This is a genomic window from Cellulomonas fimi, assembly GCF_012952065.1.
In the GTDB taxonomy this organism is placed as follows: domain Bacteria; phylum Actinomycetota; class Actinomycetes; order Actinomycetales; family Cellulomonadaceae; genus Pengzhenrongella; species Pengzhenrongella fimi_A.
Window position 1 is genome coordinate 32,482 of sequence record NZ_JABCJJ010000007.1, and the last position, 15,884, is coordinate 48,365.

14 protein-coding genes are annotated in these 15,884 nt (G+C 72.7%); 8 read left to right on the top strand and 6 right to left on the bottom strand.

Annotation, left to right across the window (positions count from 1 at the left end):
* Nucleotides 1–27: 27 nt before the first annotated feature.
* From HIR71_RS06395 to xseA, 3 genes are all read right to left on the bottom strand, one after another.
* Complete coding sequence (locus tag HIR71_RS06395; protein ID WP_169324229.1) at nt 28–999, bottom strand: carbohydrate kinase family protein; 972 nt, start codon at nt 997–999, stop codon at nt 28–30.
* Nucleotides 996–1,211, bottom strand: coding sequence for an exodeoxyribonuclease VII small subunit (locus HIR71_RS16755; protein WP_311836150.1), 216 nt, complete (start codon nt 1,209–1,211; stop codon nt 996–998). The genes HIR71_RS06395 and HIR71_RS16755 overlap by 4 nt, the downstream gene beginning before the upstream one ends.
* 203 nt (nt 1,212–1,414) lie before the next feature.
* Nucleotides 1,415–2,674 (bottom strand): exodeoxyribonuclease VII large subunit, encoded by a 1,260-nt coding sequence (gene xseA, locus HIR71_RS06405; protein ID WP_169324231.1) that lies wholly within the window; start codon nt 2,672–2,674, stop codon nt 1,415–1,417.
* 29 nt (nt 2,675–2,703) lie between these two features.
* Between xseA and HIR71_RS06410 the strand changes: the two genes are divergently transcribed.
* The gene (locus tag HIR71_RS06410) at nt 2,704–3,720 is read left to right on the top strand and encodes a 4-hydroxy-3-methylbut-2-enyl diphosphate reductase (RefSeq protein ID WP_311836136.1); all 1,017 of its coding nucleotides are present in this window, start codon (nt 2,704–2,706) and stop codon (nt 3,718–3,720) included.
* Between the two features lie 157 nt (nt 3,721–3,877).
* Here HIR71_RS06410 and HIR71_RS06415 read toward each other — a convergent pair whose 3' ends face one another.
* Nucleotides 3,878–5,203, bottom strand: a complete 1,326-nt coding sequence (locus tag HIR71_RS06415) for a DNA recombination protein RmuC (protein WP_211373863.1) — start codon at nt 5,201–5,203, stop codon at nt 3,878–3,880.
* 74 nt (nt 5,204–5,277) lie between these two features.
* Between HIR71_RS06415 and ychF the strand changes: the two genes are divergently transcribed.
* From ychF to HIR71_RS06430, 3 genes are all read left to right on the top strand, one after another.
* Nucleotides 5,278–6,363, top strand: coding sequence for a redox-regulated ATPase YchF (ychF, locus tag HIR71_RS06420; protein WP_169324233.1), 1,086 nt, complete (start codon nt 5,278–5,280; stop codon nt 6,361–6,363).
* 311 nt (nt 6,364–6,674) lie between these two features.
* Nucleotides 6,675–7,229 carry a DUF6318 family protein gene (locus HIR71_RS06425; RefSeq protein ID WP_169324234.1) on the top strand — a complete coding sequence of 185 codons (555 nt, stop codon included), beginning with the start codon at nt 6,675–6,677 and terminating at the stop codon, nt 7,227–7,229.
* A 245-nt stretch (nt 7,230–7,474) separates the two neighbouring features.
* Nucleotides 7,475–8,143 carry a hypothetical protein gene (locus HIR71_RS06430; RefSeq protein WP_169324235.1) on the top strand — a complete coding sequence of 223 codons (669 nt, stop codon included), beginning with the start codon at nt 7,475–7,477 and terminating at the stop codon, nt 8,141–8,143.
* 274 nt (nt 8,144–8,417) lie between these two features.
* Here HIR71_RS06430 and HIR71_RS06435 read toward each other — a convergent pair whose 3' ends face one another.
* Nucleotides 8,418–10,559, bottom strand: a complete 2,142-nt coding sequence (locus HIR71_RS06435; protein WP_169324236.1) for a SpoIIE family protein phosphatase — start codon at nt 10,557–10,559, stop codon at nt 8,418–8,420.
* Nucleotides 10,546–11,184 (bottom strand): VOC family protein, encoded by a 639-nt coding sequence (locus HIR71_RS06440; protein ID WP_169324237.1) that lies wholly within the window; start codon nt 11,182–11,184, stop codon nt 10,546–10,548. Before HIR71_RS06440 ends, HIR71_RS06435 begins: the two co-directional genes overlap by 14 nt.
* A 122-nt stretch (nt 11,185–11,306) precedes the next feature.
* On the opposite strand from HIR71_RS06440, the gene HIR71_RS06445 reads away from it, so the two are divergent.
* From HIR71_RS06445 to HIR71_RS06460, 4 genes are all read left to right on the top strand, one after another.
* Nucleotides 11,307–12,119: a basic amino acid ABC transporter substrate-binding protein gene (locus HIR71_RS06445; protein WP_311836137.1), complete on the top strand. Its 813-nt coding sequence runs from the start codon at nt 11,307–11,309 to the stop codon at nt 12,117–12,119.
* A 79-nt stretch (nt 12,120–12,198) separates the two neighbouring features.
* Nucleotides 12,199–12,984: an amino acid ABC transporter permease gene (locus HIR71_RS06450; protein ID WP_169324238.1), complete on the top strand. Its 786-nt coding sequence runs from the start codon at nt 12,199–12,201 to the stop codon at nt 12,982–12,984.
* A 5-nt stretch (nt 12,985–12,989) separates the two neighbouring features.
* Nucleotides 12,990–13,796, top strand: coding sequence for an amino acid ABC transporter ATP-binding protein (locus tag HIR71_RS06455; protein WP_311836138.1), 807 nt, complete (start codon nt 12,990–12,992; stop codon nt 13,794–13,796).
* 289 nt (nt 13,797–14,085) lie between these two features.
* A complete protein-coding gene (locus tag HIR71_RS06460; RefSeq protein ID WP_169324239.1) occupies nt 14,086–15,873 on the top strand; it encodes an ABC transporter family substrate-binding protein in 1,788 nt (595 codons plus the stop codon).
* Nucleotides 15,874–15,884: the final 11 nt, after the last annotated feature.

Here is a 15,884-nt window from a genome sequence, read left to right on the forward strand (position 1 = left end):
GCCGTCGCCTCGCCCTCGCCCTCGCCCTCAGTCGAGCTCGGCGGTCCAGGGAGGGTTCGCGCCCAGGCGCGACACGGTGATCGCGGCGATGCTCGCCGAGCGCTCGAGCACGGGGCCCAGAGTGGCCGCATCGATCGCGCGGAGCTCCGCGCGGCGGTCCGCCCCGAGGAGGTCGGCCGCCCACAGCCCGTCGACGAGCCCGGACATGAACGAGTCGCCGGCCCCGACGGTGTCCGCGACCTCGACCTGGGGCGTCGGCAGGTCGAGGCGCTCGCCGGCCGCCGTCACCGCGAGCACGCCGGCGCCGCCCCGCGTCACCACCACGACCGCGGGTCCGGCGCTCGCCCACCGCGTCGCGACGTCGAGCGGGTCGACCCCCGGCTCGAGCCAGGCGAGGTCCTCGTCGCTGACCTTCACCACGTCGGAGATCCGCACGAGGTGCTCGACGAGCGGCCGGACCTCCTCGGCGGTCCCCAGCAGGGCAGGGCGGATGTTCGGGTCGTACGTGACCGTCGCCTGCGCCTGGGCCCCCGCGAGCAGACGCCGCACCTGCGCGCCGCCCGGCTCCAGCGCGGCGCCGATCGTCCCGGTGTGCACGACCACGACGTCGCTCGCCAGAGCCAGCTCGGGCACCTGCCAGTCCAGGTCGAAGGTGTAGGAGGCGGCCCCGGCGGCGTCGAGCGTCGCGAGCGCGACCGGGGTCCGGTCGGCCTCGTCGCTGCCCGGGACGACCCGGACCTCCGACTCCTCGAGATGGGCACGCACGAGTCCGCCGTGCGCGTCCCGGGCGAACCACGTGAGCAGGTCGACCGGCCGCCCGAGGCGCCCCAGCCCGATCGCGACGTTGGCCGGGCTGCCGCCCGGGTGCTCGGTCGTGGTGCCGTCGAGCCGCCGGACGACGTCCACGAGCGCCTCGCCGACGACGAGGGCACGCGACGCGACGCCACCGGCGGACCGGTCCCGACCTGAGGCGGGGCCGGGGCCGGAGTCGGTGCTCACGCCTCGTCCTCGCGCGGTGCGGCCGGGTCCGTCGACCGGGCCGCGGTGAGCCGGGCGCGCGCGCCGTCGAGCCACTCCTGGCAGCGGGTGGCGAGCGCCTCACCGCGCTCCCACAGGCCGAGGGCCTCCTCGAGCGTCGTGCTGCCCGTCTCGAGCCGCTGCACGACGGACACCAGCTCGTCGCGCGCCTCCTCGTAGCTCAGGGCTGCCACGGTCGGGTCGGCGGCGGTCGGGTCGGCGGCTTGGGCGCTGCCCGCGGCGCGATCGGGCGGCGTCGGGCTGGTCCGGGGGCTCGTCTCAGGCACCGGCCCAGTATCCCCTCGACCACCGACACCGCTCCCCGCCGACCAGATCCCGCAACGTCCGCACTCCGTGGTGCCCTGACCCCACGGAGTGCGGACGTCCGGTCCCCTGGTCAGGGGGATTCCGTCACCGTGGCAGTGAGCCGGCCCGCGGCGAGCCGGATGCGTAGCAGGTCCCCGGGGTCGACGTCGGCGGCGTCGCGCACGATCGCGCCGTCGGCGTCCTGCACGACGGCGTAGCCCCGGTCGAGCGTGGCCGCGGGGGAGAGCGCGCGGAGCTGCGCCGAGAGCCGCTCGACCTCACCTGTCCCGCGCACGAGGGCCGCGTCGAGCATGCGACGCGCCGTCTCGAGGTGGCGGTGCACGTCCGTCTCGCGGGCGGCCACGATCGACTCGGGAGCGGCGAGCACCGGGCGGCTGCGCAGGCTGTCGAGCCCGGCCTGCTCGCGCGCGAGCTGGTGGGCGATCGTGCTCCGGATCCGGGCGCGCGCGTGCGTGAGCCGCGATCGCTCCTCCGCGACGTCGGGCACGATGTGCTTGGCGGCGTCGGTCGGGGTCGAGGCACGGTAGTCGGCGACCAGGTCGAGGAGCGGCGTGTCAGTCTCGTGGCCGATCGCGCTGACGAGCGGCGTCCGGCAGGCGGCAGCCGCACGGACCAGCGCCTCGTTGCTGAAGGGGAGAAGGTCCTCGACCGCGCCCCCGCCGCGCGCGACGACGATCACACCGACGCGGGGATCGGCGTCGAGCTCGGCGAGCGCGGCACTGACCTGGGCGACCGCGCTGATGCCCTGGACCGCCACCTCCCGGATCTCGAACCGGACCTGCGGCCACCGCGCGCGCGCGTTCACCACGACGTCGTGCTCGGCCTTCGACTCGCGCCCGCACACCAGCCCGACGACCCCGGGCAGGAAGGGCAACGGGACCTTGTGCCGCGCGTCGAAGAGCCCCTCGGCGGCCAGGACGCGCTTGAGGTGCTCGATGCGGGCGAGGAGCTCGCCGACACCGACCGCCCGCACCTCGTCGGCCTGGAGCTGGAGCGAGCCGCGCTTCGTCCAGAACACGGGCTTCGCGTGCACGACGACGTGAGCGCCTTCCGCGAGCGGCGCCGCCACGGCGTCGAGCACCCGGGGGTGCATCGAGACCGGCAACGACATGTCTGCGACCGTGTCCCGCAGCGTGAGGAACGCGGTGCCCGCGCCCGGACGCCGGTTGAGCTGGACGACCTGGCCCTCGACCCAGACGGGCGCCATCCTCGCGACGTAGTCGGCGATCTTGGCCGAGAGCAGGCGCACCGGCCACGGCTGCTCGGCCGTGGTGTCGAGCGCGCGCACGGGGAGCTGGCGCACCGGGGCGGAGAAGGGCTCTGCGGTCACCACGTCAGGGTGCCACGTACCATGGACACGTGGCTGAGCAGCGCAAGAGAGTCCTCCTGGCAGCCCCGCGCGGGTACTGCGCGGGGGTCGACCGGGCCGTGATCGCCGTCGAGAAGGCACTGGACCACTACGGGGCACCTGTCTACGTCCGCAAGGAGATCGTCCACAACAAGTTCGTGGTCGAGACCCTGGCAGCGCGCGGGGCGGTGTTCGTCGACGACACCGACGAGGTGCCCGAGGGTGCCCGCGTCGTGTTCTCGGCCCACGGCGTGTCGCCGGCCGTGCACGCCGCGGCAGCCGTCCGCTCGCTCAAGACCATCGACGCGACGTGCCCCCTGGTGACCAAGGTCCACAAGGAGGCGGTCCGGTTCGCGTCGGACGACTACGACATCCTCCTGATCGGTCACGACGGCCACGAGGAGGTCGAGGGCACCTACGGCGAGGCGCCCGACCACATCCAGGTCGTCAACTCGCCCGACCAGGTCGACGAGGTCACGGTCCGCGACCCGGACAAGGTCATCTGGATCTCCCAGACCACGCTCTCGGTCGACGAGACGATGGAGACGGTCCGTCGCCTGCGCGAGCGCTTCCCGTCGCTCCAGGACCCGCCGAGCGACGACATCTGCTACGCGACCCAGAACCGCCAGGTGGCGGTCAAGAAGCTCGCGCCCGAGTGCGACGTCGTCATCACGGTCGGCTCGGCCAACTCGTCGAACTCCGTCCGGCTGGTCGAGGTCGCGCTCGACGCCGGCGCGCGGTCGTCCTACCGGGTCGACACGGCGGCGGAGATCGACCCCGCCTGGTTCGAGGGCGCGACCACGGTCGGCGTGACCTCAGGGGCCTCCGTCCCGGAGATCCTGGTGCGTGACGTCCTCGCGAGCCTCGCGGAGCTGGGCTACGCCGACGTCGAGGAGGTCCGGACCGCGACGGAGGACCTGATGTTCTCGCTGCCGCGCGAGCTCCGCTCCGATCTCAAGGCCGCGGGCACCCCGGTCACCCAGCCGCGCCGCGGCCGGCGGACCGAGCTCACGGTCGAGCCGGTCTGACGCCCCGCACACCCTCGCGCAACGTCCGCACTCGGTGGGGTCAGAACACCAAGGAGTGCGGACGTTGCGCGATCGAGCTCGGCGACGTCCGCACTCGGTGGGGCCACGGCACCACGGAGTGCGGACGTTCTGGATGGGGTGGGGCGTCCGGGAGGGGTCAGCGCGAGACCGACTCGTTCACCAGGTCGTCGAGAGACACGACCTGGTCACTCGCCGAGGCGACGAGCTCGGGCGCGCTGACCGCGCTCAGGCGCGGGTTCGACGGCGGGGGCGTCGGCAGGTCGCCGTCGACCACGTGGAGGTCGGCGAAGCGCCGCGCGCTCACGAGCACGCGGGTCTCGAGGGAGGACACGGTCTGGTTGTACGCGCCGGCCGCGCTGTCGATCGCACGCCCGAGCCTGGCCAGGTGGTTGCCCAGCGTCGCGATCCGTCCGTGCAGCTCCTTGCCGAGGCTGAGCACCTGCTGCGCGTTGGCGGCGAGCGCGTCCTGACGCCACGCGTAGGCGATCGTGCGCAGGAGCGCGACGAGCGTCATCGGCGTCGCGACGACGACGTTGCGCTCGAAGGCGTACTCGAGCAGCGATCCGTCCTGCTCGAGGGCCGCGTGGAAGAACGCCTCCGCCGGCACGAACATCACGACGAACTCGGGTGCCGGCGCGAACTGGTCCCAGTACCGCTTGGCCGCGAGGTCGTCGATGTGCGTGCGGAAGTGCCGTGCGTGCGCCGCCATGCGCTCGGCGCGTACCCCCTCGTCGGTCGCCTGCGCCGCGTCGAGGTAGCCGAGGAAGGCGACCTTCGCGTCGACCACCACGTTCTTGCCGCCCGCGAGCCGCACGATCATGTCCGGGCGCAGCGGCCCGTCGTCCGTCCGCACCTGGTCCTGCTCGACGAAGTCGACGTGCTCGAGCATCCCGGCCGACTCGACGACCCGGCGCAGCTGGAGCTCGCCCCACCGGCCGCGTACCTGCGACGACCGGAGTGCAGTGACCAGGTTGCTGGTCTCGGTCCGCAGCAGCTCGGACGTCTCCCGCATCGCTCGGACCTGCTCGCCCAGCGCCGCCTGTCCGGCCAGCCGCGCCTGCTCCGCCGTGGTCATCTCCGCCTTGACCTGGTCGAGCGTGCGCGTGAGCGGCTCCACGAGCTGGCGGACCGCCTGCTCGCGCTGGGCGAGCTCGGAGACGTGCGTCTGCCGGGTCGCCGCAAGCCGCTGGTCGGCGAGCGCGAGGAACTGCTCGTTGTTGCTGGCGAGCGCCTCTGCCGCCAGGGCGCGGAACTGCTCCGCGAGCCGGGACTGGTCCGCCTGCAACGCCCGCACACGCTCCGCGCCGCTGCGCCGCTCCGCCTCGAGCTCGGCCCGCGCCTGCGCCTGGCGCACCTGCGCCGCCTGCACCCGGGCGTTGCTGCGGTTCGTGGCCAGGAGCGCCCCGACGAGCGCGCCCAGCACGAGCGTCACGAGCCCGACGACCACCGTGGTGAGATCCATGGGGCCGAGCGTGGCAGCAGCCACTGACATCGCGCCGTCGGGCCCGCCCGGGCCGGCCCGTAGACTCGACGCCCGTGGCACTCACCATCGGGATCGTCGGCCTGCCCAACGTCGGCAAGTCCACCCTCTTCAACGCCCTGACCCGCGCGCAGGTCCTCGCGGCGAACTACCCGTTCGCGACGATCGAGCCCAACGTCGGCGTCGTCCCGCTGCCGGACCGGCGGCTGGAGGTCCTCGCGGAGATCTTCGGCAGCGAGCGGGTCCTGCCCGCGACCGTGTCGTTCGTCGACATCGCCGGCATCGTGCGCGGTGCGAGCGAGGGGGAGGGGCTCGGCAACAAGTTCCTCGCCAACATCCGCGAGGCGGACGCGATCTGCCAGGTCACGCGCGTGTTCCAGGACCCCGACGTCGTCCACGTCGAGGGCACCATCTCCCCGCGGGACGACATCGAGACGATCAACACCGAGCTCGCCCTCGCCGATCTCCAGACCCTGGAGAAGACCATCCCGCGTCTCGAGAAGGAGGTCCGCGGCAAGAAGGCGGACCAGGCGCTGCTCGACGCCGCCGTAGGTGCGCAGAAGGTGCTCGAGTCGGGCACCACGCTGTTCCGCGGTGCGGCCGCCGCGGGGCTCGACCCCGAGCGCGTCGCCGAGCTCCAGCTGCTCACCTCGAAGCCGTTCATCTACGTCTTCAACACCGACGACGCCGGGCTCGCCGACCCTGCGATGCAGGCCGAGCTCCGCGATCTCGTCGCGCCCGCCGACGCGATCTTCCTCGACGCCAAGTTCGAGTCCGAGCTCGTCGAGCTCGAGCCGGGCGACGCCGCCGAGATGCTCGCCGAGAACGGTCAGGACGAGGCGGGCCTCGACCAGCTCGCACGCGTCGGCTTCCACACGCTGGGCCTGCAGACGTACCTGACGGCCGGCCCCAAGGAGTCGCGCGCCTGGACGATCCACCAGGGCTGGACGGCGCCGCAGGCCGCGGGCGTCATCCACACGGACTTCCAGAAGGGCTTCATCAAGGCCGAGGTCATCGGCTTCGAGGACCTCGTGGAGGCCGGTTCTGTGGCCGCGGCTCGCGCTGCCGGCAAGGCCCGGATCGAGGGCAAGGACTACGTGATGGCCGACGGCGACGTGGTGGAGTTCCGCTTCAACGTGTGAGCCGGCAAGAACCGTAGGTCATCAGAGGGGTGTGCCCCCTTCTTCCCCGTGTCGACCGGCGATGACCAGCAACAGCCGAGAGCCGGCGTGATCGGCCCGTGTCGACGTGCGAGCCGGCGGACGACGGCCCCGCGGTAGCCGCCGTTGGCGTCGGCGCACGTCCGCACTGTCCACAGCCGGTGCGGTTTGCCGGATTTGGGTCGTCGATTGCCTGTACGTTCGCCCGGGACAGTCGCGCGGTGCTGGAGCCGTCGGCGGGGCAGGGGGGCGGGGTGATCAGGGTGCGGGGCTGGAAGGTCGGGGCTGCGATCGTGACCGGTGCGGCGATGGTCGCCGGGTGCACGGCCTCGGACGCGAGCCCGTCGCCGACGCCCACGAGCACGACGGCGTCGTCGCCCGAGCCCAGCCCGAGCCCGACGCCGAGCGAGCCGACCGTCGCGAAGCCCGCGCGCCCGGCCGAGATGGATCGCACCGACGAGGTCGGGGCTGCGGCTGCGGCGGAGTACTTCCTGAGCATGTACGCGTACGTGATGCAGACCGGCGACTTCGCCGAGTGGGACGCGATGACGACTGATGCGTGTGTCTTCTGCCAGGCGGTGCGAACGGACGCGACGGAGATCTTGGCCGATGGCCGAGAATATGCGGGGGGTGAGATCGCACTTTCGAACGTGGAGGTCGGCGATTTCGACGATCTCCTTCGTGCCTATCCGGTCAAGGCGTCCATGACGCTCAGCGAGTCGGTCGAAAAAGGAAGCGACGGTGCTCTTCTCGCTCGAACGGAAGCGAGCCGCGGAACGGTCGTCGTGGAAGTGATCCGTCACCCTGATCGGTGGGCCGTTCTGGCGGTCGTGGGAGACGAGGCGTGAAGATGTGGACCTTGCACGGCGTCGTCGTAGCCACCGTTCTGAGCGCCGCACTCGGTTCCGCGGTGGCTGATCCAGTCCGTCCCCAGCGCTTCTGGACTCAATCCACAGGAGACGGGTACTCGGTGTCCGGTGAGCGCCAGACAGAGGGCCAGGCAACGTCTCTCGTCGCCACGCCGGTCAACGAATCGCGGAGGGTCCCGCTCTCAATGTGTACATCGCTGCCGAGCGCCGCGATCGATGGCGCGATGGCGCAGCTGTGCAACGACTTCCGGGACGCCGGTGGGGTGGAGGCGCCGTGCCCGGACGGAGGGACTGGCACCGATCCGGTGCTGCGCCGCACCGTGGACCCGGCCAGCGCGACCGGGTTCACCCCGTGGAACCTGGTCGACGTCGGCGGGTGCACGGCCCCGGTGGACCTCGGCCCGGCGGTGGCGGCGGAGTTCCAGCGGCTGCCGCTGACGCCCTCGACCCTGTCCGTGCAGCCGCCGAACGGGTGGACGCTGGTGAACATCGACACCCTGGCCTACACCGACGACGCGACCCAGACCCTGACCGCGACCGTGCTGGGCACCCCGGTGCTGATCCGCGCCACCCCGGCCCGGTTCGCCTGGGACTTCGGCGACGGCACCGACCCGCTGGTCGGCACCGACCCCGGCCGGCCCTACCCGGACGCCACCATCGGGCACACCTACCGGACCGCAGGCACCCGGCAGATCACCCTGACCACCACCTGGACCGCCGACTACCAGCCCGCCGGCACCCAGGTCACCGACTACCAGCCCGCCGGCACCCAGGTCACCGGCACCGGCGGCTGGACCCCGGTCACCGGCACCGCCACGACCGTCACCACCAGCCCCCCGCTGACCGTGCACACCGCTCGCGCACGCCTCGTCGCCGACCCCCTACCGAACTGAGCATCCCCAAGCCGACGGACCCCGCTCAGCCGACGGACGCCCCCATCGATGCCCGGCTGAGGGAGGAAAGTGTCACCGGACGCACGAGAACGCCCCTCAACCGCGAGACAGGACCCGCGCGCACCCCCGGACACCGTGAGCGCCGGCACCCGTCGGCCGTCGGCCGGGAGCCCGGAGCGAAGGGCACCGGACGAGCATTCCCTTCCGGCAACTCTCCGCGACTCCCTCCGGCGACGCACCGCCGTGCGAGCTCCGTCGGTGGACAGCGCGCGCGTCAGCCTGCGTCCGGGTCGATCGCCGGCGAGTCCGGCACGTCCGGCGGCACCTTGTTCGGCCCTGCCTCCGGCGGGCGCAGCCGGTCCTGGCGGTGCAGGCGGACAGCGACCAGCGCGACGTCGTCCTCCGGGTGGTCCGGGAGCATCCGGGCGAGGACCTCGTCGCACAGCGCGTCGAGGTCGAGCGTCGCCAGCTCCTCGAGGAGGTCGCGCAGCTCTGCCATGCCGGTGCGCAGCGGCCGGCGTCGTCGCTCGACGAGCCCGTCCGTGTACAGCAGGACGGTCGTCCCGCGGTCGAGCACGATCTCCGACTCGATCCGCCGCGAGTCGGGCGCTATCCCGAGGACGAGGTCGTTCTGGACCCCCGAGAGCACGACGACGGTGCCGTCGGGGTTGATCGCCATGGGTTGCGGGTGCCCCGCGTTCGACCACCGGATGTGCGTGATGCCGCGCTGCCGCTCGTCGTCGCGCTGCTCGATCCGGGCGACGACTCCCGTCACCACCGTGTCCGCCTGCAGCGTCCGCATGGCGCGGTCGACCTCGCGCAGCAGCTCGGCGGGCCCGGCGCCTGTCGTCACGGCGATCCCGCGGACGAGCGACCGCACCTGGCCCATGACCGCGGCCGCGGTGATGTCGTGCCCGACCACGTCGCCGATCACGAGCACCGTCGCGCCGTCGGGCTGCATGAAGGCGTCGTACCAGTCTCCGCCGACCTGCGCGGCCTCACCGGCGGGGACGTACCGCACGACGATCTGCAGGTGGTCGGGCTGGGCCGGCTCGGTGAGCAACGACCGCTGGAGGATCTCGGCGACCTGGCGCTGCTGCCGGTAGAGCCGGGAGTTGTCGAGCGCGAGCCCGGCCCGTGCGGCGACCTCCTGGGCGGTGACCAGGTCCTGCGGGTCGATCCCCCCGCGCTCGGCCGAGCCGAAGAGCGAGATCAGGCCGACCGTGCGACCGCGTCCCCGGAGCGGCAGCACGACGGCCGTCCGCGGCGCCAGGCGTCCGAGCAGGTCACGCGCCTCGCCCGGGCGGAGCACCGCGCTCACGCGAGCCGCCGCGTCGTCGTCCACGATCTGCATCGCGCCGCTCTCGAGCGCCCGGCCCAGGAACGAGACGTCCTCGAGCGCGTCGAGCCGCAGCGCGACGTACCGCTCGGCGAGCGGCCGGGCCGCCGGGTCGACGTGCGCCCATCCGATGTCTCGCAGGCGGCGCCGCACGGGGGAGTGCTCCTCGTCGTCGACCAGCGTCACGATGCACCAGTCCGCCAGCGCCGGGACGACGAGCTCGGCGAGGCGCGCCACCGCGACCTCGGCGTCGAGCGTGCCCGCGAGGTCGGACGTCACCTGCGCCATGAGCGCGGCGCGACCGGCCGCGCGCTCGGCCTCGGCCTGGGCACGCTTGCGCTCGGTCACGTCGAGGAAGTACACCGCCAGCCCCTCCGGGTCGGGCCATGCCCGCACCTCGAACCAGGCGTCGAGCGGGGCCGGGTAGTGGGCGTCGAAGGAGACCGGACCGTCGCCTGCCATCGCGCGGGTGTAGTTCTCCTCGAACTCCGACCCGAGGGCGGCCGGGAACAGGTCCCACACGACCCGGCCGAGCAGCTCGGTGCGCGAGCGGGCGAGGAACCGCTCGGCCTCGGCGTTGACGTACCGGAACCGCCAGCCGCGGTCCAGCGAGAAGAAAGCGGTCGGCATGGCCTCGAGCACGCGGGAGACGCGGGTCGCCTCCTCCTGGCGCGACGTCGTGTCGTACGACGCGCCGAGCAGCCGGACCACCGCGCCCGAGTCGTCGCACAGCGCACGGCCACGCGAGAGCACCCACCGGGTCTCGCCGTCGGGCACGACGACGCGGTACTCGAGCTCGAGGTCCCCGCCGGCGTCGACCGTCTGCTGGATCGTCTGGCTCACCCGGGGGAGGTCGCGCGGGTGGACCCGCGCGTTGAAGCTCTCGATGGTGTGGCTGAAGTCGCCGTCGGTGTAGCCGAAGAGCTCCTTGAGCTGGTCGTCCCACGTCAGCGTCCCGGTGACCAGGTCCCAGTCGAACGTCCCGATCCGGGCAGCGGCGATCGCGAGCTCACCCAGCACGCGATCGGACTCGTGGCGGCTGGTGCCGCCGCCGCCGGACGGCTCAGACCTGGACAAGGCCCGCGGGCGTCTGGAACGAGACGGACAGCAGGCCGGGCGTCCCGTGCGGTGCGACGAAGGTGACGTCGAGCTCCGCGGAGGTGTGGTCGGGCGCGAGGTCGAGCCAGTCGCGCACGCGGTCCGGGTCGCCCGCGATCTGCAGCCCGGCGAGCCGGACGTCCGCCGGCCCGCCCACGGACGGGTGGAGATCGTCGTCGACCTCCCACTGGATCATGTACGGCAGCTGAGGGTCGGCGAGGAGGCCCTTGACGCCGATCTGGCGCCACCGCAGCTCGACGCCGTCGGGCCGGTGCCGGTTCCCGAGCACGGCGGGACGAGCGAGGCGCTCCTCGACGGGCGCGAGGTCGTCCACCGCGACGACCCAGCCGAGCCACCCGCCACCGGCCTCGCACCGCGCGCGGACCGCCTGCCCGAACGGGGCCTTGTCGGAGGCGGGGTGGTCGAGCACCTCGACCACCTCGACGTAGCGCCGGTCGCCCAGCGGGAGGACGACGTTCCGCGTGCCGAAGCGGGGGTGGACGCCGCCGTCGACGGGATCGACACCGAGGACCGAGCCGAGCCTGAGGGCGGTCGCCCGTAGCCCATCGGGGTCGGCGGCATAGGAGACGTGGTCGACGCGCATGAGGGGAATCGTGGCACACCGCGGGACGATCGCCGTCGCTGCCGTCCCCGCCGTGACCGCCGCGGACAGACAGCGGGCACGATGACGACTATCGTCACGCCATCCCGTCATGAGGAGGCACCGTGCGCACCCCGTCCCGCCGTACCGGAACACCGACCGCCCTGATCGCCGCCGCGGCGCTCGCCCTGACCGCGTGCGGTGGCGGCGGCGACGGCGCGCCCGCGGCGACCAGCGAGAGCGGGGTGCCGCTCGTGCAGGAGGGCACGATCACGACCTGCACGCACCTGCCCTACAAGCCGTTCCAGTTCAGCGAGGGCGGTGAGATCGTCGGGTTCGACGTCGACGTCGTGGCCGAGATCGCCGCGGACCTCGGCGTCGAGCAGGAGATCATCGACACGCCGTTCGAGGGCATCCAGACCGGTGAGGACCTCAACACCGGCAAGTGCGACATCGCCGCGGCGGGCATGACGATCACGGACGTACGCGAGGAGGCGCTCGACTTCTCGGACCCGTACTTCGACGCGAGCCAGGCGCTCATGGTGAAGGCGGGCTCCGACATCGCGTCGCTCGCGGACCTTGCCGGGAAGAGGCTCGGGGTCCAGCAGGCGACGACCGGCGAGATCTACGCCCAGGAGAATGCGACCGACGCCGAGCTCGTCCAGTTCGAGGACCTCGCGCTCCTGCAGACGGCGGTCCAGACCGGTCAGGTGGACGCCGCGATCAACGACAACGGCGTGCTCTACGACTTCGCGAACGAGAACCCGGACGTCGAGGTCGTCGCTGAGCTGGACACCGGCGAGCAGTACGGCCTCGGGGTCAAGACGGGCAGCACGGAGCTGCTCGACGCGGTGAACGCGTCGCTCGAGCGCATCCGCGAGGACGGCACCTACGACGCGCTGTACGAGAAGTGGTTCGGGACGACGCCCACGAGCTGACCGTCCGACGACCGTCCCAGCGCCCGACGTGGAGACGCCGGCGGCGCGTCGCGCATCCCGCACCGGAGTGGAGTTTCCTGTGGCCCTGACCCGCCGGCAGCGCGCGCGGACGTTCCGCGGCGCCCAGTACACGCTCCTGGTCGTCGCGATCGTCGTCCTGGCGCTCGTGGCCGACTGGGGGACGATCGGTCGCCGGTTGCTGAACCCGGAGGTCGCGGCCAGCCTGGTGCCGGACGTCCTGGTGATCGGGCTCAAGAACACGGTCGTGTACACGGTGCTCGGGTTCGCCTTCGCCCTCGGGCTCGGCCTCGTGCTCGCGCTGATGAAGCTCTCGTCCGTCGCGCCGTACCGCTGGCTCGCGAACCTGTACGTCGAGTTCTTCCGGGGCATCCCCGCGCTGCTCGTCTTCATCGCGTTCGGGTTCGGCGTCCCGCTGGCGTTCGGGACGCGGTTCGGCATCTACACCACGGTCATGCTCTCGCTGGGGCTCGTCGGATCCGCGTACATCGCGGAGACGCTGCGGGCGGGCATCCAGGCCGTACCGAAGGGGCAGATGGAAGCCGCGCGCTCGCTGGGCATGTCCTCGGGCCGGGCGATGGCCTCGATCGTCATCCCGCAGGCGTTCCGCATCATCCTGCCGCCCCTCACCAACGAGCTGATCCTCCTGACCAAGGACTCGTCGCTGATCTACCTGCTCGGGCTGTCGCTGGGCCAGTACGAGCTGACGAAGTTCGGTCGGGAGGCCATGAGCTCGCAGGCCAACCTCACCCCGATCGTCGTGGTCGGCGTCTGCTACCTGATCATCACGATTCCCCTCGGGTTCCTCGTGCGCAGGCTCGAGGCCCGCTCAGCGAAGGCACGGTGACCGCGGTGACCGCAGCAGCCACTCCCTCCCGCGCGACCGGCACGGTGCAGGCGGTCGTCGAGATCCGCGACCTGCGCAAGTCCTTCGGGGACAACGAGGTCCTGTCGGGCATCGACCTCGACGTGCACCGCGGTGAGGTCGTGTGCGTGATCGGGCCCTCGGGCTCGGGCAAGTCGACCCTGCTGCGGTGCGTCAACCTGCTCGAGCAGCCGACGGCCGGCACCGTCCGCGTCGTCGACCACGAGGTGACCGACCCCGACTGTGACATCGACCGCGTCCGGCGCAAGGTCGGGATGGTGTTCCAGCAGTTCAACCTCTTCCCGCACCTGTCGGTCCTGCGCAACTGCACGATCGCGCAGGACAAGGTGCTGGGCCGCAAGGGCGCGGAGGCGGACCGGGTCGCGCGGATGCACCTCGAGCGCGTCGGGCTCGAGGACAAGGTGGACGCGTTCCCGGCCCAGCTCTCGGGGGGCCAGCAGCAGCGGGTCGCGATCGCGCGAGCGCTCAGCATGGACCCCGAGCTCATGCTGTTCGACGAGCCCACCTCGGCGCTCGACCCGGAGCTCGTCGGCGACGTCCTGACCGTGATGCGCCGGCTGGCGGACGACGGCATGACGATGCTCGTGGTCACGCACGAGATGGCGTTCGCCCGCGAGGCCGCCGACCGCGTCGTGTTCATGGATGCCGGGGCGATCGTCGAGGAGGGCGCGCCCGAGCAGGTGATCGGCGCCCCGCGCGAGGCGCGCACCCGCGAGTTCCTGCGCCGGGTCCTCGACCCGACCCACGTCGAGCCGGGCTCGGCCGGGCGCTGAGCAGCTCCGCCCGTCCGGAGATCGTCACGTCCGGGGCGCGGGTGTGCGCTCTCGGGACCTCGTGACCCGGACGGGCGCCGCTCGCCCGCGAGCCGTCGTGCGCGGCCGGGTGAAAAACGCGGTGCGCGGCGGACGCCGGTTCGCGGTCCTTACGGCCCGGTCGCCGTGCCGCAGGTGGCTCCAGGGGGCGGAGCAGGAGGTCAGCGCCGGTCTCGGCTCCGTGGCCGTGACTGGCCTGCGGACTCCTACGATGCTCGCGAGGGAGGTGCGTGTGCGGACGAGGCGTGGCGTGGCAGGCGTGTGCGCGGTCCTCACGGGCGTGCTCGTCGCCGGGTGCGGCACCGCGAGCAGCCCCCCGGACGGCGACGGCACGGCCCCGACGACGCCCGAGCTCGCCGACACGATCACGGTCGGCATCGACCAGCCGCCGGACACGTACAACCCCGGGACGGCCGAGAGCAGCAGCATCTACAACGCGTACGTCGGCAACCTGACCCAGCAGGCCTTCACGACGGCGCGCCCGGACGGCACGCTCGTGCCCAACGAGGTCTACGGGACGTACGTGAAGACGTCCGACGACCCGCTCACGGTCGAGTACACCTTCGCCGCCGACGCCGTGTGGTCGGACGGCACCCCCATCGACTTCGACGACGCCCTGCTGGCCTGGGCCGCGCTGTCGGGCGCCTACAGCGGCGACGGGGCGACGGGGGAGGGCGACGACGCCGAGGGCGACGCGCCGGCCGAGGGTGCGCGTCCGGGCCTGTTCGGCGCCGCGAGCACGAGCGGATGGGCGCTCGTCGAGAAGCTCGAGGGCGAGCCGGGCGACAAGACGTTCACGATGGTGTTCAGCGAGCCGTACCCCGACTGGGAGGTCCTGGCGGGCGGGTTCATGCCCGCCCACGTCGCCGCCGAGGAGGGCGGCCTGTCCGCCGCGGACGACGGCGCCGAGCTGGTCGAGGCGATCCGCACGGACGACGTCGAGGCGCTCGCGCCGGTCGCCGAGTTCTGGAGCACCGGCTGGTCCTTCCCGGACGGGCTCACCTCGCTCCCGGACCTGGACCTGATCCCGGCCTCGGGGCCCTACCGGTACGAGTCCGCTGCCGAGGGTGCGCTCACTCTGGTGCGCAACGAGCGCTGGTGGGGCGAGCCCGCGCGGACCGAGCACCTGGTCTTCGCGACGGTCGGCGCCGACGAGATGGTCCAGGCCCTCGAGAACGGCGAGATCGACGTGTTCGACCAGGCGAACCCGACCACCGACATGGTGACCCGGCTGTCGGCGCTCGGCGACGCGGTCCACGTCGAGACCGGGGAGTCGCTCGCGTACAGCAGGCTCGACCTCGACTCCTCGAGCACCGGCGTGTTCGACGACGTGCGCGTCCGTCAGGCGTTCGGCAGGTGCGTCCCACGCCAGGACCTGGTCGACAAGTTCGCCCGCCCGATCGAGCCCGACTCCGAGATCCTCCAGCTGCGCGAGCTCGTGCCCGCGCAGGCCGCGTACGACCAGGTGCTCGACCAGGTGCCCGTGGCGGCCGAGTACCGCGACGTGGACCTCGAGGGCGCGCGCGCCCTGCTCGCCGAGGCGCGCGTGTCGACGCCCCTGCGCGTCCGTGTCCTCTATGCCGCGGGGAGCACCCTGCGCGCCGACCAGGTCGCGCTCGTGGCGGCGTCGTGCAACCAGGCGGGCTTCGCGGTGGAGGGCCGGCCCGACCCTGACCTGTTCGGCACGCTCGCGCAGCGCGGAGGCTGGGACGCCGCGATCTTCGGGTGGTACGCCTCCGAGCTCGTCACCGCGGGGGAGTCGAGCTACGTGACGGGCGGCGGGCTGAACTTCGGCGGCTACAGCAACCGCGAGGTCGACCGGCTGTGGACCGAGCTCGGCCGGGAGACCGACCGTGCCGCGGCGCTCGAGCTCAGGACGCGCCTCGAGCGGCTGCTGTGGGAGGACCCGTACAACGTGCCGCTGTACGCGAACCCGGGGCTCCTCGCGTACTCCTCGGTCGTCAGCGGGCCGGCCTACAACCCGACGCAGTACGGCTCCAGCTGGAACGCCCAGACCTGGACCAAGGCGAGCGGCTGAGGAACCCGCTC